Origin of the sequence: Salicibibacter halophilus (assembly GCF_006740705.1) — a bacterium.
Classification (GTDB): Bacteria; Bacillota; Bacilli; order Bacillales; family Marinococcaceae; genus Salicibibacter; species Salicibibacter halophilus.
Genome location: NZ_CP035485.1, coordinates 204,831 through 223,914, shown reverse-complemented (window position 1 = coordinate 223,914; position 19,084 = coordinate 204,831). Strand labels below are relative to the sequence as shown.

The following is a 19,084-nucleotide window of genomic DNA, read 5'->3' as shown; positions in this document are numbered from 1 at the left end:
AAAGAGTTTTCGTTTAAATTATAAATACTCATCCCATGCAGCGGGATGAGTGGTTAGAGGGCACGCTAAACCTCAACTGTTCTCTGCTCTTCTCAACTCTTGCTCTTCTCCACTCATCTCATTTTCATTCTAGTATTCTCTGCTATACTTCTTTGCGGCTTTTCTCTTTTTTAGCATAATCCCCACCGGCTTGTTTTGTCAAATCCGGCCGTAGTTTTATAGCATCCTCCTGAAAGACATGATGAATATCCCGCGGGGAAACCTCAGTATTAGCTGTTACCATTACGCGAATGCAACGCGGCAAACTGTTCGGCACCGGAATTTCAGTCGCGCACATCACCGGCACATGCGACCAGTCTCCCGGGAGCCTGCGAGTGGCTTTCGCGGGAAAAGCTGCATCAATGTCCGATGTCACGGTAAACCAGATGTGAACCACTTGTTCAGGGCAGACATTGTTTGCCTCAACCATTTCCTCTAACAAGTGCCTCGTCCGCGTCCATATATGTTCCGCTTCATTATAATCAACCGTTGTCGCTCCGCGAATGCCTCTCATGTAAGTTCCATCTCCTTCTTGAAAGCATCCATGTATGTTAAAAGTTGTTCGTCACCGAGGGTGGCGATGAGCGGTTGTTGAAGATTTGCGAGCACCACATATCGAATGCTGCCTCCTCGATTCTTCTTGTCCCGCTTCATGGCTTGCAAGATTTGGCTCGGATTCATTTGGTTGAGAGGCGCGAACGAATATCCGAATGCTCGCAACCATTGGATTTCCTCGGCAGGATCGGGACCGCCATAACCGAGTCGGCGGCCGACATACAAGGCAAACACCATGCCGTTCACAACCGCTTCTCCATGCGTCAGCACCCCGTAACCAGCTGTTTGTTCCAAGGCGTGAGCAAGGGTGTGCCCGAAATTCAAATACGCACGAATGCTTTCTTCCCGTTCATCTTGGTGGACAATTTCTTTTTTGACAGTTATCGAGGAAGCCAGAAGCTCATCGCTTATTGTGAAGGTTGCGTATTGATTCAATCCCTTTAATTGCTCCAGCAAATGTTGGTCTCCAATGTACCCGTGTTTAACCAGTTCACCGAATCCGCATAGCCATTCCTTCTCAGGCAGAGTATCAAGCATTTCTATATCATAGATTACCGCTTCCGGTTGGTGAAAAGCACCGATCATATTCTTTCCCTCGGGATGATTAATTCCTGTTTTCCCGCCAATGCTGCTGTCATGGGCAAGCAATGTCGTCGGCATTTGCACAAGGGAAATGCCGCGCATATAAGTGGCAGCCACAAATCCTGCCAAATCCCCAATCACACCGCCGCCGAGGGCGATGATCGCGCTCTCGCGATCCAGCCGCATTTCCAAGCATGCTGTTAATACTTCTTCATAGCCGGAAAATGATTTTATTGCTTCCCCGGCCGGAAGCACGTACGTATGCACAGGAAGCTTTTCCGCGTATGCAGCGCGGACGTCTTCCAGATAATAGGAAGCCACCGTTTCATCGGCAAGAATCAACAGGCGGTTTTTTTTCCGGGAGAAATGGTCCGGCAAATACCTATACGGAGTCATTCTTAGCTGCTTTCCAACCGTAATCGCGTACGTGCCCGAGGAAGAACCCACTTCAATCGTTTGCATTAAAATTCCCTCGCTTCGGCCCGATGTCGCTCAATCGCTTCTTGGATGCGATCAAAACGGTCATGGCCGAACATATCCACGATGGCATCTGCCAGTTCGAACGCAATTACATTTTCACAAACGACTGCCGCCGCCGGGACAGCGCAACTGTCGGAACGCTCAATGGATGCGGAAAAAGGTTCTTTTGAAGCAATATCCACACTTTGCAGCGGTTTATATAGCGTAGGGATCGGCTTCATTACCCCATTGATTTTAACAGGCATGCCATTTGTCATTCCGCCTTCAAAACCACCGAGACGATTGCTCTTGCGATGATACCCTTTTTCTTCATCCCAGGCAATTTCATCATGCACTTGGCTCCCGGGGAGATTTGCCGCTTCGAAACCGATACCGACCTCCACGCCTTTAAATGCATTGATGCTCATTACGGCACCTGCTAGTTTCCCGTCCAGCTTCCGGTCATAATGAACATGGCTCCCGACACCGATCGGCACTCCTTCCGCCACGACTTGAACGACACCGCCTATGGAATCACCATTCTTTTTGGCTTCATCAATCGCTTCTTTCATTTTTTCACTTGCTGCTTCATCGACACAGCGGACATCGGACGCTTCCGCCCGCTGGATTAAATCATGGACATCCTCGTAATGGGCTTCGCCTTTGATCCCGCCAATGTTGATCACATGGACGCCGACATTAATGCCCAAAGCTTTTAACAGCTTTTTCGCCACGCTTCCGGCCGCGACACGCATCGTTGTTTCCCGGGCTGAGGAACGCTCAAGCACATTGCGCATGTCACGGTGGTTGTACTTAATAGCCCCGTTTAAATCCGCGTGCCCCGGACGAGGGCGCGAAATCGTTTTGTTCCTAACCATTTTTTCATCTTCCGGATGCAAAGCATCAATTCCCATCACCTTTGACCAGTGCACAAAATCATCGTTTGTAACCGAAAGGGCAATCGGTGCTCCCGTCGTTTTCCCGTGACGCACCCCGCTCGTAATCTCCACGAGGTCTTTTTCAATTTTCATGCGCCGGCCACGTCCATATCCGCCTTGGCGTCTTTTTAATTCATCATTAATGTCACTTTGAACAAGCGGAAGATGTGCCGGCACTCCTTCTATAATCGTTGTCAATCCCGGACCATGAGATTCACCGGCCGTTAGAAAGCGCATGTTCTCCCTCCTTAAGCCTATGTACGTTCCTTTTTTCTTTAACGCTTTTATGCAGTAAATTGTATCATAAACAACCGTATCCCGAAAGAGCTATAAAGCGTTTCGTTTACGGTAAAAAAAGTCCCCCGCTTGTTCAAACCCATAAGTTTCCGGTGAAAAGATTTGCTCCGTGTTCCCAACGAACAGAAATCCCCCGTTCTTTAACGCACGGTTAAAACCGTGCAAAATTCCCTCTTTGGCTTTGCCGGTAAAATAGATAAGCGTATTGCGGCAGATAATCAAGTCATTGCCACGGGGATAAAGATCCGTCAACAGGTTACATCGTTGGAAGCGAACGGCTTCTTTAAACATTGGTTTGATGCGATAACCGTTTGCTTCTTGGACAAAAACGCGTTGCTTCTCCTCATTTGGCATGTCCCGTACCGCTACTTCTTTATAAAAACCCGCGTCCGCCTTTTTCAAGGCCTTCGTATCGATATCCGTCGCCACGATGGAAACATTCGCAAGATCGAGATGCTTGTCCGTAATGATGGCTGCCGTATAAGCTTCTTCTCCGGAGGAACAAGCGGCCGACCAAAATTTCAACTTTTCCCGTTTCTGCAGCAACTCAGCCAGAATTACCTCTTCAAAGAAATCCCAGCGCTTCTTGTTTCGGTAAAATTCTGACACGTTAATCGTCATTTTATCCAGGAAAGCTTGTAAAAGCGCGGGATCGTTTAGCACTCCTTCATGAAAAAATGCACGAAAGGAACGAAAACGATGCCGTTTATACAGGGATTCGAGTCTCCGCTTCATTTGCCTTTCCTTATATAAAGATAAATCAATCCCTGTCCGCTCTAAAATCGCTGCTTTGAAATACCTATAATCTTCCTCCATGTCCATCTCCCTGCTGTTACGTTAGAAAAACTTGAGTTATCCTTTCTGATCGTGCAACAAAGCGGCCGGCCTTTAAGGCCGGCTGTATCGGATCAGAAAAATAAAGCAATCTCTCTTTCAGCACTTTCCGTTGAATCTGATCCATGGATAATATTTTGGCCAACGTTCACCGCATAATCTCCACGAATGGATCCCGGTGCCGCATCTTTCGGGTTGGTGGTCCCCATCATCGTACGAGCATTTTCCACGACGTTTTCCCCTTCCCAAATCATTGCAAAAACAGGACCGGAGGTAATAAAGTCTACAAGCTCTCCGAAAAATGGTTTATCACTATGTTCACCGTAATGGTTTTCTGCCGTTTCACGGCTGATCGTCATCATTTTCGCGTCCGTTAATAGAAACCCACGTTTTTCAAAACGGGAAACGATTTCCCCGATCAATTGTCGTTTTACGCCGTCCGGCTTCACCATAATAAATGTTTTTTCCATGAAATCTTCCACTCCTCTTTCGTCACTCATTTTTTGTATTTCCTTCTTGTCCGCTACCAGTATACCATCACATTTCCTTAAATTGAAACTTGTTGTTAATGTTCACGGGTTCCGATATAGGAAGCAATCTCATAGAGGGAACGGCGAGCGGGAATGTCCGGCAAAGCATCCAGCGACTGATACGCTTTTTGCAGATAACGCTCGTTTATGTTCCTGGCATATTCGATTCCACCACTGGCATTAATCTTTTCAAGCAAATGGTCCAATCGCTCCCTCGAAGGGATGCCATCGGCAAACGCTTGTTTAAGCTCTTTTTTAAATGAAGGGCTTTTCTCCATCGCAAAAAGAACGGGAAGCGTAATATTTCCTTGTAACAAATCACCGCCGGCCGGTTTTCCGAGATTTTCCTCCGAGCTCGTAAAATCCAAAATATCATCGGTAATCTGATAAGCCATTCCTACTTGATGCCCAAAATTGGCAAGCGCACGTTGCTCCGGACGGGAAACACCGGCAGCTTGGGCACCTATATTGCAACTTGACGCGATCAATACAGCTGTTTTGCGTTTGATCCTTCGTAAGTACGTTCTTACATTTTGTTCCCATTCATATTTATAACGGATTTGTTCGATCTCACCGAGAACCATATCGTGCATCGAACGGGACATGGCTTCGTGAATGCCTTGTTCTTGAAAGAGAGCAACCGAAGAAATGGCTTTCCCGAACAAATAGTCACCGGTTTGCATGGCAACACGATTATCCCATTTTGCCTTCACTGTTTCTTTTCCGCGCCGCAGATCGGAATCGTCAATAACATCATCGTGTACGAGCGAAGCCATATGAATGAACTCCAAAGCGACACCGGCATGTTTCAGTTTTTGAATGTCATAATTTCCGAACTTGGCACTCAGCAACATAAATACAGGCCGAATGCGTTTTCCGCCTGCCTGGAGCAATTGCAACGTCGCTTCTTCAAGTACGGGCGAAGCTCCTGAAACTGCATCGCCCAACTCTAATTCAATTCGGTGTATATCCCCTCGTAAATACATGTAAAGGTCCTTTAATTTCATGTGGGTTTCCCTTTCAATTAATGGAATGGATGCCTATGTCGACGTCCCAAACATTCAAATGATCAACATCTCTAGGCAGATACCCTTCTTCGTGTGCAAGCTGGTAAAAATGAAGAAGCCCCCGTTGTTCCCTGTGTCCGAATCGGTATTGCAATTTCTGAAAGTATCCTTGCCAGAAGCCTACATCTCCGCCGTGGTCTTTCACAACCGCGCGGGCCAATTCTTCATAGCCGTCCGCCCGAGCCTGCTCCTCGCTTTGTTTCCAATTATAATAAAGCGCTCTTAACGCTTCCGGTTCCTGCTCAAGCGCTTGCTTTCGCATCGCGAACACGGCAAACGTCATCGGCATCCTTGTGAAATGATACCATTTTTCCCCCAAGTCATAAACATACATCTGTCCTTGTTCACGCCAACTCGCCTGGATGGCATCATCTCCGATCAATAAACAGGCGTCATGATCCGCCAACATTTCATCGTATACAGGCATCATCGTTGTATAAGCGATGGATCGATGGCCATAGAAACGTTGCATAATGATTTTTAAAAGATGAATGGAAGTCGCGGAACTGTGCGTGAGCGCGATCTTCTTCCCATCCAGTTCTTCAACGGGAACCTTCGAAAAAAGAAAAATGGATCCGACGGACCCGTGTGAAGTAACGGCCAAATCTGGCATGAGGATCAAATCCTCAGCATTTTTCCCGTAAGCGAATGACGATATCGCGCCAACATCGATTTCCCCCTTGCTCATGGCAGCATTTAACCTTGCCGGGATGCTTGGGATAAAATGACTGTGCGCGCGCAACTTTTCCCGATCCATGTAAAAAAAGAAAGGATGCACATTTGTGTAAAGTATCTCCCCGACACGTACCATTCAATCATCTCCCCAGCGTGTAAAGAGCTCATGGTCGACATCCAACCGATCCAGTATTTTGCCGACGACAAAATCGACGAGATCATCAAGCGTCTTTGGATTGTGATAAAAACCGGGCATGGCCGGAATAATATTCGCCCCTGCTTCTGCAGCGGCCTTCATGTTCCCGAGGTGGATGGCGTGCAGCGGGGTTTCGCGGGGAACAATCACCAGTTTACGCCCTTCCTTCAAGGCCACATCGGCACTTCGCTCCAACAAACTCCCGGAATTGCCGTTGGCAATTTTTGATAAAGTCCCCATCGAACAGGGGACGACAACCATTCCGTCATTACGGTACGAACCACTTGCTACCGGCGCGGAAAAGTTTTGCAACCCATGAACGTGCAGGTCACCTTCCGGAAACAACGCTTGCAAACATGCTTCTTTATCCGAAATATCCAATTCCAGTTCCTGTTCGAACACTTGCCAGGCAGCCCCGGACATAAGGAAATGAACCTTCACGCCCCGCTTTAACAACGTGTGGACGAGACGAACGCCATAAATGGCTCCGCTTGCACCGGTCATGGCCACCGTATAAATCGGCTGTCGTTGATTCATAAAATAAAATCTCCAATCGTAAATGCCAGCATTACCATACTGACGATGCCATTCATCGTGAAAAAAGCAACATTTACATTTGAAAGATCGCTCTCGGATACGAGGGAATGCTCATAAATCATAATCGCTGCTGATATGCAGGCACCGATAAAGTATACAACTCCAAGCTCAGATAGGAAGAAAAGCGAAAAGAGCGCGACAATGCTCACGACGTGGCTCCCTCTTGCTGTTTGCAAAGCTCGTTTGACACCAAATCGGGCCGGGACGGAATACAGGCCAACTTCTTTGTCATGCTCGACATCCTGGGTTGCATAAATAATATCAAAACCGGCGGTCCAAAACATCACTGCCACAAAAAGCAAAAAGGCCTCGGGGTGCAATCCGCCCGTTGCTCCGACCCAACCGCCCAAAGGAGCGATGGCAATCGTCATGCCGAGAATAAAATGGCAAAGCCATGTAAACCGCTTCGTATACGAATAAAACGTCAAAAAGAACACCACAACCGGCAGCAAATAAACAGCGAGCATATTCAATTGAAAAGCGGCCGTAAAGAACAACACGAAAGATACAATGATAAAAACAATAATTTCAAGGTATGAAATAAGTCCGGCAGGTATGGCCCGCTCAGCCGTACGGGGATTGCGTTTGTCAATCGTTGCGTCAATCAGCCGATTTAAACTCATGGCTGCACTTCTGGCGCCAAACATGGCAACGGTTACCCAAATCCATTGAGAGAGCGTCGGCCAACTTCCGTTAATTTCAAAGCTCCCGAGGATCAACCCCATATAGGCGAACGGAAGCGCAAAAATGGTATGTTCAAATTTTATCATTTCAAATATGATCTTGATTTTCCGTAGCACATCGTTTCCCTCTCTTTGTTAGATGTGGGAGGTGGGAGGTTAGAACTTGGAATCTGTAGCCTCGACCCCGTCTTCCCTCCCTGGTTTACACCCCCAATGACCGGCAGCTGCCCCCCCGGCATAGTTGCAATAACCTACCTTTTCAAATCCGGCATCGGCAAACCAATCCGCGAGTGTCTGTTTGTTCGGGAAATTCATCGTTGATTCATTCAACCACTCATATTTATCCGTACCGGCAAACCATTTTCCGAGTTTCGGCATGATCCGTTGAAAATAAAAGCTGTACACAGGACGAAAAAACACGTTTTGCGGTTGGGAGGTTTCCAGGCACAGCGCTTGTCCACCCGGTTTAAGCACACGCAACATCTCTCTTAACGTCAAGTGCGGATCCGGAACGTTTCGCAATCCAAATCCAATGGTGACAACGTCAAACGAATCGGCACTAAAGGGCAAGTGGCTGGCATTCCCATGGATTAAACGAACATTTTCCAACCCGGCTTTGCGAACTTTTTCTCTTCCGACCTCGAGCATTCGTTCACTAAAATCTAGGCCGACCGCTTCCCCGCCTTGCATTTGTCCGGCACTCGCGATCGTCCAATCTGCAGTGCCCGCGCACACATCCAATACTTTTGAATCGGGAGGGAAATGGATGCGCTTCATCATGTCGTTTCTCCAACGGGAATGCATTTTCAGGCTAATCACGCCATTCATGCGGTCATATCGTTTAGAGATCGACTCAAAAACGTCATGTACGTGGTTTTCTTTGCTTTTATTCATGGAATACACCCTTTTGTACGGTGATTATCGAGTCGATGTTGCTTGCGCGAGGAATCGGTCAAGCATGGACAACCGTCATTATTCGGTCCAACAGAGACGGCGGCATGGTATCTTTGAAGTTTGCCAGTTCTTCTTCCAAACGTGTTTGCTGCTTCTTTATCACTGTTTGGAGGTCTTTCTTCAGGATATATCTTTCGTCGTGTGAATGTTGTTCCGGCACAAAAAGAGAGAACGGCATCGACGATTCCCGGGGTTGATCATCCTTCCCCTTCAATGCCTGCAACGTCTCTTTCAATCTTTTTAATGTCAGGAAATGAGGGGAGATGCGCTGGATCATCTCTTGACAATAATAATCCGCCAAATTGGCAATCAGTTTTGATTCCATATCCATAACCAATTGCTCAAGTTCCTCTGCAGTTCTCCAATGACGGGAGTGCAGGCACGCCTTGGCATCGTTCATCGTTTGAGTGGACTCGCTAAACAAACGGATCAGAGGGATATCCGCCATTTTTGCCAGCCGAAAATAATATAAACTGCTGTATAAATCTCCGGCCAACACCGTTAATTGATTTTTTTTTACCTCTATGGCGTGATTGTTATGTAATGGAATATGTTCATGGGCAGAAAGCGCGGCTTCGACAAGCATCGCGGCCGTTACCCGTTCCAGCTTAGCGTTTTCATCAAAATCATGTTTCTCAATCGCGTGCAATAGTAAAATTATCTTATCTACATCATGCTTTGGTTCGATTCCGTACGTGACCAAAAAAGGATGATGGCAAAGGGCATTAAATGTTTCCGTCGCCAACTTAAGCTGTTTTTGTTCTGTCCTCACACATTCCATCGTTGTACCTCCCGTTTCGGATGACACGCACAGGCGTTTCCAGTCATGTGCATCGTTTCAAATTAGCCGACCTTTGCTATTATAGCACAATTCATTTCATTCTCCCGAAGAAATCCGGCATCAAGAGCCTTCTGTTTTCATTTCCCCGTGGTTGGTTTGGATTGTGGCTTTCCCCCGCACTTTTACCGCAGATGTATGTTCCGTAAATTGAGCGATCATCACTTCCCCTGCATCAAGTTTTTCAGAATGGTGAAAGCGGGTGGTATTCCCGCGTGTAAGTCCTATCACGTTAACGCCGTCTTCCTCTGCTTTAATCACAAAAAAATCGTTTTCGCGCACGTCTGCACCTCCTTGTTATTTTAATAGCGTCATCACTTCCGAACGAGAGGAAGCGTCTTTTTCAAAAACGCCGCGCACTGCGGAAGTAACAGTCGTGCTCCCCGGTTTTTTGATGCCTCGCATCGTCATACACATATGCTCAGCTTCCACGACTACGATGACGCCATGAGGATCAAGAGTTTCCACGAGAGCATCGGCGACGTTGGAAGTAATCCTTTCTTGTAACTGAGGTCTGCGCGCTACCGTTTCTACTGCGCGGGCAAGCTTGCTCAAACCTGTTACAGTTCCGTTCTTCGGGATATATCCAATATGTGCCTGTCCAAAAAAAGGCAGAAGATGATGTTCGCACATGGAATAAAAGGTGATGTCTTTCACGAGCACGAGTTCCTCATGTTCTTCGCCGAAAACCGTGCGCAAATGGGTTTCCGGATCTTCATTGATCCCGCTGAAAATTTCTTCATACATGCGCGCAACTCGAGCGGGCGTCTCCTGCACACCTTCACGGTCCGGATCTTCGCCAACTGCTTCAAGCAGTTGCCGTACCGCTGTTTGTATTTTCGCGTGGTCCATTTGGAACCTCCTACTTCATGTTAATCGCTAGAGATTTTAGCATAGCAGATGCTTAAAAGCAATCTATTCGAGATGTCACGCTCTTTTTCATTGTATCACTTTGATAGAAAAAAAGGATATGTTTTGCTTGGGGGAGCGCAATAATAGATCATTCAAGGACTTGCTGATAATCTAAAAAAAGACGCTGCTCGCGCCTTTAAGAGGTGAGAAATCGGATTGGTTGAAAAGTAAGAAAAACCTAGCTTGGGAAAACCGCCCAAGCTAGGTCCTTGTCATGATCACTGCCTGTCCGATAGCCGGTACTCATAACCGTGAACGCTTTTATAATACTCCGGATACATCTCCCCTTCACATTGTTGGCAGGCAAACATAGGTGGGACACTGGGGTCGCTGTATTTGTCAACTCAAAATCCGGCCAAATGTTCATTGAATTTCCGTCCAATCGTGAATTACTTCACAATTTTTTTAGCCGAAAAAATAAAACAAAATCTTCCGTGCTGATGAGCTGAGTGTTAGATCAAAAGACCTGTTTTTAGCTGGATAAGAGGCACATGCCTTTGAATGTTTTTATCCTAAGCTTGTATTCAGTTGTCAAAGAACAGAAAATCAAATCCCTTTGCGCTACATTTTTGCCGTAGCGAGGATCGTTACGTGCTTCCAGTGGCTATTATCGCTTTTATCATCCGTTAGATACCATTCCTCCTTGGTTTGGGCTGGTGATTGGCGCGGATCCAGAAGCATCCATCATGACGGCTGAGATACGCCTGAATGTTGTGTTCCCAGCCAAGCCTTGGTCTCTTTCATGCGATAAGAGCTCCCGTTCATATTGACAATATGCGCTTGATGAGTAAGGCGATCAATCATCGCTGCCGTCATGACTTCGTCCTGAAAGATTTCCCCCCAACGTTCAAAAGATAGATTTGTCGTGATTATCGTTGATTTGCGCCCCGCACGAAGGGATAGATGGGTGAAAAGTTGTTCCGCCCCTTCTTTATCAAAGGAGATATAGCCCATCTCATCAGCGATCACCAGATCATATTTCTCAAATCGGCTTTGAAAGTTACGAAGGGTGTTCTCCGCCCGTGTTTCCTTGATGCGGTTAACAAGAATCGGGACGGTCGTAAACCAAACTTTAAACCCTTCTAAACAAGCTTTCATCCCCAAGCCGATAGCCATGTGGGTCTTCCCCGTCCCGGCGTTTCCGGCAAAAATGGCATTCCGCCCTTCACGGATAAAGTCAAGAGTTTTTAGGGTCTTGAGCTGTTTCTGGGCATCTTCAGGCAAGTCTTGCACGGAAAGGTCTTCCAAGTATTTTTTCTGGCTGAACTCCGCCCGGCGGATGCGATTATAGCGGGCGGATTCCCGTCGGGCGTCCTGTTCTTTTTGCAGAAGTTTTGCCAGAAAGGCTTCATAGCTGATATCCTGCAGATTAGCTTCTGACGCATGCTCAGCCAAGTGTCTGCGAATCATTGGTAACTTTAATTCTTTCGCGTATGATTGAACGTCTGCGTGCCATTCTTCTTGGGTTTTGAGTGTCAATGAACCCCCTCCTTGGGTGCCTTCATTTGAAACAACTGATCATAATCACTCATATGGGTTCTGGCTTGTTCGGTAATGGCTTCTGTATCCTGGGACATTGAAGCTGCTGTGACCGGCTGTTCGTTGTTTTTGTCACATATCGCTTTTATTTTATCGGTGGTGACGTGTTTCGGATGCATCGCTGCCAGTTGGTCAATGGCGGTTAAGACGCCGTCGAGATCACCTTCGTCCCGCAAGTAGTGACATAATGCTATGAAATCACGCTCCTTACCTGTATAATACGTCTTGTAAATATCTTTGATTTTTTGATCCGCCTGGTGCAGGGCTAAGCTTCCCGCCAATGCACCGGGCTTTTTTTGTAAGGTCTCCAAGACGTGTGAGAGTTGAAGGTTCCACCGATGGTGGCCACTGAGCCGTTCATGATTGGCTATACACGCTTCGTTGTAAAAGCAACGGATGCGCTCCGCGTATACCTTCACCATGATCATTTCGCCAACCAAATGATCAGGAACCGAATAACGGTTTTGCTCGATTACCAGGGTCGCGTATTTATCCACTCGAGCATACTGCACACGGGCAGCATCCCATTTTGGCGGTGCTTCTAAAAGATACTCATGTTCTTGCTCGAGGCGCTGTTTGGGCGTTTGGCCTTCGTATTGGCTCATGGGTTTCTGATTGAGTTTTTCCGAACATAACGTCTCGAGATAGTGGTTCGCTTCTTCCAAGCTATCAAAGATATCTTTGTTAGAGAATGCCTTCCGTCGGATGACATCTACACTGCGTTCCACATGCCCCTTTTCATTGCCACGGCGGATATTACAGAATCGGCAGTGAAACCCGTAATACATCATCAGTTGCATCAGCCCTTCTGTGGGCTCCTTATCCCCGGCCAGACGCCTAACGGCCACGCGCATGTTGTCATAGGTGAGCGTGGTATGAACACCGCCGATATGGGCAAAGAAACGGGCATGCGCTTCTTGAAAGCACTCGGTCGTTTGCTTGGGAAACAGACAAGCCCAACGGTAATTCCCATACGCCGATGTAAAGACGGCCATTTGGAACGTCTGTAACCGTCCGTCAACCGTTATTCTTACATCCCCCCAGTCAAACTCACAAACATCTCCGGGCATGTACGTTTCTTTAATAAAAGCCTCCTTGGCTTTATGTTCCAATTGGCGCACCAACCGTCGGACCGTACTGTAACTAATGTCCACCTCCTCATCTTCCAAGACCTCATACATGTCCATGACCGTTTTTTGTTGTTTCCGCTGCCCTTTTTGACGCTTTTCCCGGTTTTCTTCAAGGAAAGCAAGGATTCGTTGCTCAATCTCCGGTGTCAGTTTACGTTTGGGTCGAGAACCGGTAGTGTAGATCGGCTTCTCTGTTAAGGATTCGATCAAAGCATCGACTTCGACATCTTCGCCTCCTTCCATGAGTTGTTTGCGCTTCTGTTCATATTCCTTTACGTATTTACTGACGGTCTCCCGGTGTATCCCTATATCTCGGGCAACTTTTCGTATCGACTTCCCCTCTTGCATATACTGTATTAATGATTGGTACTTTTGGCTCATGGTGATCATCTCTCCTGCCCCCACCTGTATGTATTGCACAGGTGAGATTTTCAATCTTACTGGCCGGATTTTCAATGAACACGGTGGCCGATTTTTAAGTTATCATATACAGGTCGCCGGGATCCCTTTCGTCAAAATCGCGTACCACTGTGTAAGGGATCGCTTCTTGTTCATGACACTGTAAACAAAGAAAGTTGACGGTCTTGGGATGCCGGTTCTTCGAGGGTTTCTTCTTCTTTTTTTGTTTCTTTTTTCGGTGTTTCGATACGGGGGACATGACCGACCTCCCTTTCCAAATAGCTTCTGGCTGTTTCACCCAAGGCGACTTTAACCACTAATCGCCCATTCTCAAGACAGACTTCTCCCTTGTACTCAAAGTAGTTATCGCATTTGGGACACCGCAGAGGATCCTTATGTCCGCTGGCCATGACCCGTTCTCTCCAGGTTTGGCGGCTCAGGGTTCGCTTGACCTGGGTGATCCACTTCTTCTTCGTTTTTTGCCAGGCCGCCAGTACCTTTTTACTCAAGTTTTTCGTTCTTCTCGAGTATAGCCCGTAATGGCGGATCGTTTTAAACTGTTCATCCGGAATATGACGGATCAGACGCATGATAAAGGCCTCGACACTTATCGTTTCATCCTTCTCTTTTCCGTCCATTTTATCGTGATACGTAAACGTCACCATTTGCCCGTCATAGGCCTCGATCCGATTGATGCCAATCGCCGGTCGACGCATATAACGGCCAATATACCGGAGTTGGTCTTGCACCTTTCCCCGGTGTTTAGGGGCATAGATATAAAAGCCCTTTCCGTTTTTGGAAAACGCTTTTTGGAGACGCGCTTGCACACGTTTCTTGTCCTTTCCGGATAAATGCTTGCGAATCAGCTTCAAAACAACGGTTTGCCATTGTTTGCGAAGCATCTGGAAGGGGAGAAAATCATACGTTTTCCATGCCCCTTTCTTTGTCATCCCGCCCATTGTCACCAGCATGTGAATGTGGGGGTTGAAATTGACTTGGGAGCCAAATGTATGTAACCCCACCATGATCCCCGGGGTCACTTTGCCTTTCTTCTCGAAGTATTCTTTGATCAGCCGTGCACCTTCATCCATCATTGTTTTCAATAGTTCCCGGTGGAGAAGAAACACGTCTCGTAGACCTTCATCGATGGTCAAAATCACATGACGATGGTTCACCTGGAACACATCTTCCATGAGCAGACGACTCCATTCCTCGCTCTCGCCGATCGAACAAGTCGTACAAAATCGACCTTTACAACGATAGGGAACTTTTCGGGTCTCATGGCATCCTTCGCATACAAAGAGCTTGAATCCGTTCTCAGGATTCCCGCAATCCCGGAATTTTCCCACTTCTTTATGGACAATGGGGCGGATACGATCCCCATGTTTTTCGACAAATTGTTCCCAATGTTGATGGTGGTCAAAGAATATACGTCGAAGAATATTAGGTTCCATACCTCCACCCTAACACATTCCCCGGCATAGAAGGGGCCAAAATTTATACTTTCTTATCTTTTAAAAAAACGAACCCCCGATGAACGGAGGGCCGTTCTTAAAGAATAATCGCGATCAATCCACCCGAGCCTTCATTTATAATACGTTCAAGCGTTTCTTTCAGTTTATAGCGCGCGTTCTCGGGCATGAGCGATATTTTTGCCTGAATCCCCTCTCGCACAATGGAATTTAACGACCGACCGAAGATATCGGAGTTCCAAATCGAGAGTGGATTCTCTTCAAAATCTTGCATGAGATAGCGGACGAGTTCTTCGCTTTGTTTTTCCGTACCGATGATCGGCGCAAATTCCGACTCTACATCCACTTTAATCATGTGAATGGACGGGGCAACAGCACGCAAGCGAACCCCAAAGCGCGACCCTTGACGAATGATTTCCGGCTCATCCAAGCTCATATCGGCAAGAGCGGGAGCCGCGATGCCATAACCAGTTTGTCTAACCATTTTCAGCGAATCGGAGACGAGATCGTATTCGCTTTTTGCATGGGAGAACTCTTGCATTAATTGCAATAGGTGATCTTTGCCGCGAATTTCCACTCCGACGACTTCTTTTAGAATTCGGTCATAAAGATCGTCCGGCGCGTACAAATCGATATCGGCAACGCCCATGCCCATTTCCATTCCCGCGAGGGAGGCCGAATCAATAAATTCGTAATCCTCGCCAAAATGGCCAACGACACGGTCCACATCGCGAAGTCTTTTAATATCCCTCACCGTATCTTTTACCGAGTCCTCATATTCCCTGCGTAACCAATGGTCTTCGTTAAGAACCATGACCCAACTGGGAAGGTTTACGTTGACTTCATGCACCGGAAATTCAAACAGCACTTCTCTGAGCACTCTGTAAATGTCGTGCTCGGTCATCGTTTCCACACTTAAAGGGACGACGGGAACATCATGGCTTTCTTCGAGATGATACTGAAGTTCCCTCGTATCCGGATGATGGGGCTGTGTTGAGTTCACTACGACAATAAACGGTTTGCCCACTTCTTTTAATTCTTCAATGACGCGCTCTTCCGCTTCCACGTATTCTTCCCTCGGCAGTTCGCCGATCGTTCCATCCGATGTTACGACGACACCAAGGGTTGAATGCTCCTGAATGACTTTGCGCGTACCGATTTCCGCTGCTTCCTGAAATGGAATCGGCTCCTCATACCACGGGGTGTTGATCATACGGGGGCCATGTTCATCTTCGTACCCCTTTGCCCCGGAAACGGCGTATCCAACACAGTCAACAAATCTGACATTGACGTCGAGGCCTTCATCCACATGCAGTTCCACAGCAGTATTGGGGACGAACTTCGGCTCCGTTGTCATTATCGTTTTTCCCGCAGCGCTTTGCGGCAACTCATCCTGCGTCCGAACACGATCCGTTTCATCTTCCATGTGCGGAAGGACGGCAAGCTCCATAAATTTCTTGATAAATGTGGATTTCCCCGTCCTTACTGCACCGACAACGCCTAAGTAAATATCCCCTCCTGTGCGTTCCGCGATATCCTTAAAGATATCCACTTTTTCCACGAGATCCCCTCCGTTCTGAAATATACACTTCCGTGTATGATTGCTACTCCATCATATGATGTTGTCCATATCATTATGACGTTCATCGGTAGAATTCCTTGGCAGCACGCCAATCACTATTGGATGAAGTCCTCATTTGGGAAGTTTCACTTTATTCAATAAGGGGAGGTCGACCGCCATAAAAAAACCCCTTTCTCTCTATATATAGATAGAAAAAAAGAGGTTTAGAACAATACCTTTAATCTCTTTTATCCGCGAAAGCCGGTTCCCCGTTTTCAATCGTATAAGGCCTTGATGACACAGGGGCGACAGGAAACTCATCAGTCAAAATCGAACGAATATCATCTTCATCCTCAATTTCCGGGTCACCTTCCTGCAAAATACGGTTTAAATCACTGCTGTAATCAATAATAACCTCCCCGTTCTCATCGAGGTACAGGGGAAGATTCGTCGCGAAATAAGGGCTCTCCACCGTCGGCTGCTCATCATACCCTAAGCGTTCATAATCCAATGAAAAAACACCCGGACCTACCATATCTTCGATCGGGGGAAATCCATTCGCGCGCTCATATTCGCGAATGTCCCTCTCAAATTCTCGGGCTTCTTGTAAATTTACCGCATCAATGACTCGCACTTCAGGATCTTCTTCCACATCAATTAATGTATAGAGATAATTGCCGCCATTTTCATACGAGCTGGCAGGAGGTTCTTGCATATAACCCGGAATCAGCGATTGGAAATCAACCTGATAGCGTTCATAAAGATTGGTATCCGCTTCGAAATCATCAATCGGAGGCACTCCATGAGCAGATTGATATTCATCTACCGCGATTTGCACCGATTGAAGCTGCTCCGCATGCGGATGGCCCCGGTGGTCATCGGACCCGGTGTCCTGGGGGTAAAAACAACCACTGACAAAGAGCAAACCCATCGCAAAGACAACGAATTGTTTTAATTGACGCAGCATATGGAACACCTCCACTCCCCGTCCACTTATAGATCAGCCCTTGAACCCGGCAGGACGACGAAGAGCATGATAATACCCGCGATCAATAAGCAAGTAAACGAAAACGCGAGGACGAGAAACCGAAAAAAACCGGTCAGTTTCTGCCGGCCGAGCAATGCAGTGATTGAGGAAACGAACATGAGAAATAAACCGACAAAAGAAAGCCACATGGCATCTAACGCACTCACAAAGTCACCCTCCTTTAAACCATGTCACATTATAGCATAACGATTGGCTTTTGCGCTTGGACATGAGTGACAAAACAGAAACAGGCTTGTCCAAATAACAGAAACCGGAGACTATGATCTCCGGCTAACTAAACCTTTCTTCCAAAAAGGTGGAACCCTTTTAGGATATGGTTCCTGATATCCTATGCGCAACATCTCCGGAACGCGCTTGGCGAACGCCCAGCAAAAGAGACTAATCTCGAAATAGTTCACTCAACGATGCAAAATCAAGGGGAACTTGATTGTTGATAATCGCATGTACCAAATACTCTTCTTTCTCTTTTGGCACTCGCACACCTGCCATTTGAGCAACCTCATGGATAAGCTGCCTTACCGATTCCTCATCTTGAAAGTCCGCCCCTTGGGCTGCGCTTGCCATATTTTGCACATCATCTTGATCAACACTGGTGTTTTTTTGAATATGATCGAAGATAGAATCATCGCGATACATATATGCCCCTCCCTTTCCATTTAACGACTCCTCCCCATTATATGACGTTATGAAAAAGGTGTGAGCCATTCCGGCGGCGGGAGATGGGAAGGGCGCAGAACCCTTTGTTGGTCAAAAGTCAGTGGTGTGCTCTGTTTCTTTTTTTGGATCTCTGTCCATTAACAATTGCCCGGCTCGGACCGGTGATTGGCCGTTAAAGAGTACATCGTAAATCGCTGTTGTAATCGGCACTTCGGTCCCTTGCCTTTGTGCCAATTGCGAGACGGCTTGTGTCGTTTTCACGCCTTCCACAACCATTCCCATTTCCTCGAGCACTTGATCGAGGGAAATTCCCTGTCCTAGCCGGTATCCGGCACGCCAATTTCGGCTGTATTTGCTAGTGCACGTGACAATCAAATCCCCAAGTCCCGATAAACCTGCAAATGTTAGCGGATCAGCCCCAAGCTTGGTTCCCAGGCGGGTCATTTCGGCGATGCCTCTCGTCATGATTGCCGCCCGGGCATTATCTCCGTATCCTAACCCCTCGGCAAGTCCAACCCCCAGGGCCATCACGTTTTTTAAAGCTCCGCCTAATTCTACCCCAACCATATCTTGGCTCGTATATACACGAAACCGGGTATTCATGAACAAATCCTGGCAGCGCTTGGCGGCATCCTTCACCTGTGAAGAGACGGTGACCGTCGTCGGTTGCCGCTGAGCTACTTCTTCAGCATGACTCGGTCCAGACAAAACGACTATATCGTCGCTCACCTCGTTAATGCCTTCCTCTTCCATCATTTCCGACACTCGCAAAAGCGTATCCGGTTCAATACCTTTTGTAGCGTGAACGATCAGCGGAATTTTCACATCAGCTTCAAGCAATTGGCGCGTCGTCCCGCGAATGCCTGAGGTCGGCACACTAATAACAACAGCCTCGCTCTCCATGACCGCCTCTTTCACATCCGTCGTCACCTTAATGTTTTCCGGGAGCGTGACATCGCTCAAATATTGTTTGTTCGTTTTGCGTTCATTCATTTCTATCGCCTGGGAATCGCGGCGTGCCCAAATCGTAACGTCGTGTCCGTTATCCGCAAGCACAATCGCGAGGGCAGTTCCCCAACTGCCTGCACCCAAAACAGCCACTTTTTTTGCTCCCATACATCA

General features: G+C 47.3%; 21 protein-coding genes. All 21 read right to left on the bottom strand.

Translation table 11 applies throughout. The annotated features are described in order from the left end of the window. Positions 1–142: 142 nt before the first annotated feature. Positions 143–553, bottom strand: a complete 411-nt coding sequence (gene aroH / locus EPH95_RS01210) for a chorismate mutase (RefSeq protein ID WP_142086624.1) — start codon at positions 551–553, stop codon at positions 143–145. After that, positions 550–1,638: a 3-dehydroquinate synthase gene (gene aroB, locus EPH95_RS01205; RefSeq protein WP_142086622.1), complete on the bottom strand. Its 1,089-nt coding sequence runs from the start codon at positions 1,636–1,638 to the stop codon at positions 550–552. Before aroB ends, aroH begins: the two co-directional genes overlap by 4 nt. Continuing rightward, positions 1,638–2,810 (bottom strand): chorismate synthase, encoded by a 1,173-nt coding sequence (gene aroC / locus EPH95_RS01200; protein ID WP_142086620.1) that lies wholly within the window; start codon positions 2,808–2,810, stop codon positions 1,638–1,640. Before aroC ends, aroB begins: the two co-directional genes overlap by 1 nt. A gap of 90 nt (positions 2,811–2,900) precedes the next feature. Further along, entirely contained in the window at positions 2,901–3,686 is a 786-nt protein-coding gene (locus EPH95_RS01195) for a CheR family methyltransferase (protein ID WP_405127443.1), read from the bottom strand. Between the two features lie 92 nt (positions 3,687–3,778). Beyond that, positions 3,779–4,174: a nucleoside-diphosphate kinase gene (gene ndk / locus EPH95_RS01190; protein WP_142091434.1), complete on the bottom strand. Its 396-nt coding sequence runs from the start codon at positions 4,172–4,174 to the stop codon at positions 3,779–3,781. A 95-nt stretch (positions 4,175–4,269) separates the two neighbouring features. Continuing rightward, positions 4,270–5,241, bottom strand: a complete 972-nt coding sequence (hepT, locus tag EPH95_RS01185) for a heptaprenyl diphosphate synthase component II (RefSeq protein WP_142086616.1) — start codon at positions 5,239–5,241, stop codon at positions 4,270–4,272. 13 nt (positions 5,242–5,254) lie between these two features. Next, positions 5,255–6,112: a menaquinone biosynthesis protein gene (locus EPH95_RS01180; RefSeq protein WP_142086614.1), complete on the bottom strand. Its 858-nt coding sequence runs from the start codon at positions 6,110–6,112 to the stop codon at positions 5,255–5,257. Beyond that, complete coding sequence (locus tag EPH95_RS01175; protein WP_142086612.1) at positions 6,113–6,709, bottom strand: UbiX family flavin prenyltransferase; 597 nt, start codon at positions 6,707–6,709, stop codon at positions 6,113–6,115. Beyond that, positions 6,706–7,539 carry a UbiA-like polyprenyltransferase gene (locus EPH95_RS01170; RefSeq protein WP_264371976.1) on the bottom strand — a complete coding sequence of 278 codons (834 nt, stop codon included), beginning with the start codon at positions 7,537–7,539 and terminating at the stop codon, positions 6,706–6,708. The genes EPH95_RS01175 and EPH95_RS01170 overlap by 4 nt, the downstream gene beginning before the upstream one ends. 69 nt (positions 7,540–7,608) lie before the next feature. Next, on the bottom strand, positions 7,609–8,346 hold the full coding sequence (locus EPH95_RS01165) for a demethylmenaquinone methyltransferase (RefSeq protein WP_142086608.1): 738 nt from the start codon (positions 8,344–8,346) through the stop codon (positions 7,609–7,611). Between the two features lie 58 nt (positions 8,347–8,404). Beyond that, positions 8,405–9,187 carry a heptaprenyl diphosphate synthase component 1 gene (locus EPH95_RS01160; protein WP_142086607.1) on the bottom strand — a complete coding sequence of 261 codons (783 nt, stop codon included), beginning with the start codon at positions 9,185–9,187 and terminating at the stop codon, positions 8,405–8,407. A 120-nt stretch (positions 9,188–9,307) separates the two neighbouring features. Beyond that, complete coding sequence (gene mtrB, locus EPH95_RS01155) at positions 9,308–9,526, bottom strand: trp RNA-binding attenuation protein MtrB (protein WP_114370351.1); 219 nt, start codon at positions 9,524–9,526, stop codon at positions 9,308–9,310. 15 nt (positions 9,527–9,541) lie between these two features. Beyond that, positions 9,542–10,096, bottom strand: a complete 555-nt coding sequence (folE, locus tag EPH95_RS01150) for a GTP cyclohydrolase I FolE (RefSeq protein ID WP_142086605.1) — start codon at positions 10,094–10,096, stop codon at positions 9,542–9,544. Between the two features lie 744 nt (positions 10,097–10,840). After that, positions 10,841–11,635, bottom strand: a complete 795-nt coding sequence (istB, locus tag EPH95_RS01145; RefSeq protein WP_142086603.1) for an IS21-like element helper ATPase IstB — start codon at positions 11,633–11,635, stop codon at positions 10,841–10,843. Beyond that, a complete protein-coding gene (gene istA, locus EPH95_RS01140) occupies positions 11,632–13,215 on the bottom strand; it encodes an IS21 family transposase (RefSeq protein WP_142086600.1) in 1,584 nt (527 codons plus the stop codon). Before istA ends, istB begins: the two co-directional genes overlap by 4 nt. A 161-nt stretch (positions 13,216–13,376) precedes the next feature. Further along, positions 13,377–14,678 carry an IS91 family transposase gene (locus tag EPH95_RS01135; RefSeq protein WP_142086246.1) on the bottom strand — a complete coding sequence of 434 codons (1,302 nt, stop codon included), beginning with the start codon at positions 14,676–14,678 and terminating at the stop codon, positions 13,377–13,379. A gap of 97 nt (positions 14,679–14,775) precedes the next feature. Then, positions 14,776–16,257 carry a stage IV sporulation protein A gene (spoIVA, locus tag EPH95_RS01130; protein ID WP_142086599.1) on the bottom strand — a complete coding sequence of 494 codons (1,482 nt, stop codon included), beginning with the start codon at positions 16,255–16,257 and terminating at the stop codon, positions 14,776–14,778. 238 nt (positions 16,258–16,495) lie between these two features. After that, positions 16,496–17,224 carry a hypothetical protein gene (locus tag EPH95_RS01125; RefSeq protein ID WP_142086597.1) on the bottom strand — a complete coding sequence of 243 codons (729 nt, stop codon included), beginning with the start codon at positions 17,222–17,224 and terminating at the stop codon, positions 16,496–16,498. 26 nt (positions 17,225–17,250) lie between these two features. After that, positions 17,251–17,451, bottom strand: coding sequence for a DUF2768 domain-containing protein (locus tag EPH95_RS01120; RefSeq protein ID WP_227003998.1), 201 nt, complete (start codon positions 17,449–17,451; stop codon positions 17,251–17,253). Between the two features lie 232 nt (positions 17,452–17,683). Then, positions 17,684–17,941 carry a stage VI sporulation protein F gene (locus EPH95_RS01115; RefSeq protein ID WP_142086595.1) on the bottom strand — a complete coding sequence of 86 codons (258 nt, stop codon included), beginning with the start codon at positions 17,939–17,941 and terminating at the stop codon, positions 17,684–17,686. A 111-nt stretch (positions 17,942–18,052) separates the two neighbouring features. Continuing rightward, positions 18,053–19,078: an NAD(P)H-dependent glycerol-3-phosphate dehydrogenase gene (locus EPH95_RS01110; RefSeq protein ID WP_142086593.1), complete on the bottom strand. Its 1,026-nt coding sequence runs from the start codon at positions 19,076–19,078 to the stop codon at positions 18,053–18,055. Between the last annotated feature and the right edge of the window lie 6 nt (positions 19,079–19,084).

What these genes read in the sequence shown, in the direction of transcription:
- aroH (WP_142086624.1), bottom strand. Translation starts at nt 553, where the DNA reads ATGAGAGGCATTCGCGGAGCGACAACGGTTGATTATAATGAAGCGGAA.
- aroB (WP_142086622.1), bottom strand. Translation starts at nt 1,638, where the DNA reads ATGCAAACGATTGAAGTGGGTTCTTCCTCGGGCACGTACGCGATTACG.
- aroC (WP_142086620.1), bottom strand. Translation starts at nt 2,810, where the DNA reads ATGCGCTTTCTAACGGCCGGTGAATCTCATGGTCCGGGATTGACAACG.
- EPH95_RS01195 (WP_405127443.1), bottom strand. Translation starts at nt 3,686, where the DNA reads ATGGAGGAAGATTATAGGTATTTCAAAGCAGCGATTTTAGAGCGGACA.
- ndk (WP_142091434.1), bottom strand. Translation starts at nt 4,174, where the DNA reads ATGGAAAAAACATTTATTATGGTGAAGCCGGACGGCGTAAAACGACAA.
- hepT (WP_142086616.1), bottom strand. Translation starts at nt 5,241, where the DNA reads ATGAAATTAAAGGACCTTTACATGTATTTACGAGGGGATATACACCGA.
- EPH95_RS01180 (WP_142086614.1), bottom strand. Translation starts at nt 6,112, where the DNA reads ATGGTACGTGTCGGGGAGATACTTTACACAAATGTGCATCCTTTCTTT.
- EPH95_RS01175 (WP_142086612.1), bottom strand. Translation starts at nt 6,709, where the DNA reads ATGAATCAACGACAGCCGATTTATACGGTGGCCATGACCGGTGCAAGC.
- EPH95_RS01170 (WP_264371976.1), bottom strand. Translation starts at nt 7,539, where the DNA reads ATGATAAAATTTGAACATACCATTTTTGCGCTTCCGTTCGCCTATATG.
- EPH95_RS01165 (WP_142086608.1), bottom strand. Translation starts at nt 8,346, where the DNA reads ATGAATAAAAGCAAAGAAAACCACGTACATGACGTTTTTGAGTCGATC.
- EPH95_RS01160 (WP_142086607.1), bottom strand. Translation starts at nt 9,187, where the DNA reads ATGGAATGTGTGAGGACAGAACAAAAACAGCTTAAGTTGGCGACGGAA.
- folE (WP_142086605.1), bottom strand. Translation starts at nt 10,096, where the DNA reads ATGGACCACGCGAAAATACAAACAGCGGTACGGCAACTGCTTGAAGCA.
- istA (WP_142086600.1), bottom strand. Translation starts at nt 13,215, where the DNA reads ATGATCACCATGAGCCAAAAGTACCAATCATTAATACAGTATATGCAA.
- EPH95_RS01135 (WP_142086246.1), bottom strand. Translation starts at nt 14,678, where the DNA reads ATGGAACCTAATATTCTTCGACGTATATTCTTTGACCACCATCAACAT.
- EPH95_RS01125 (WP_142086597.1), bottom strand. Translation starts at nt 17,224, where the DNA reads ATGCTGCGTCAATTAAAACAATTCGTTGTCTTTGCGATGGGTTTGCTC.
- EPH95_RS01115 (WP_142086595.1), bottom strand. Translation starts at nt 17,941, where the DNA reads ATGTATCGCGATGATTCTATCTTCGATCATATTCAAAAAAACACCAGT.
- EPH95_RS01110 (WP_142086593.1), bottom strand. Translation starts at nt 19,078, where the DNA reads ATGGGAGCAAAAAAAGTGGCTGTTTTGGGTGCAGGCAGTTGGGGAACT.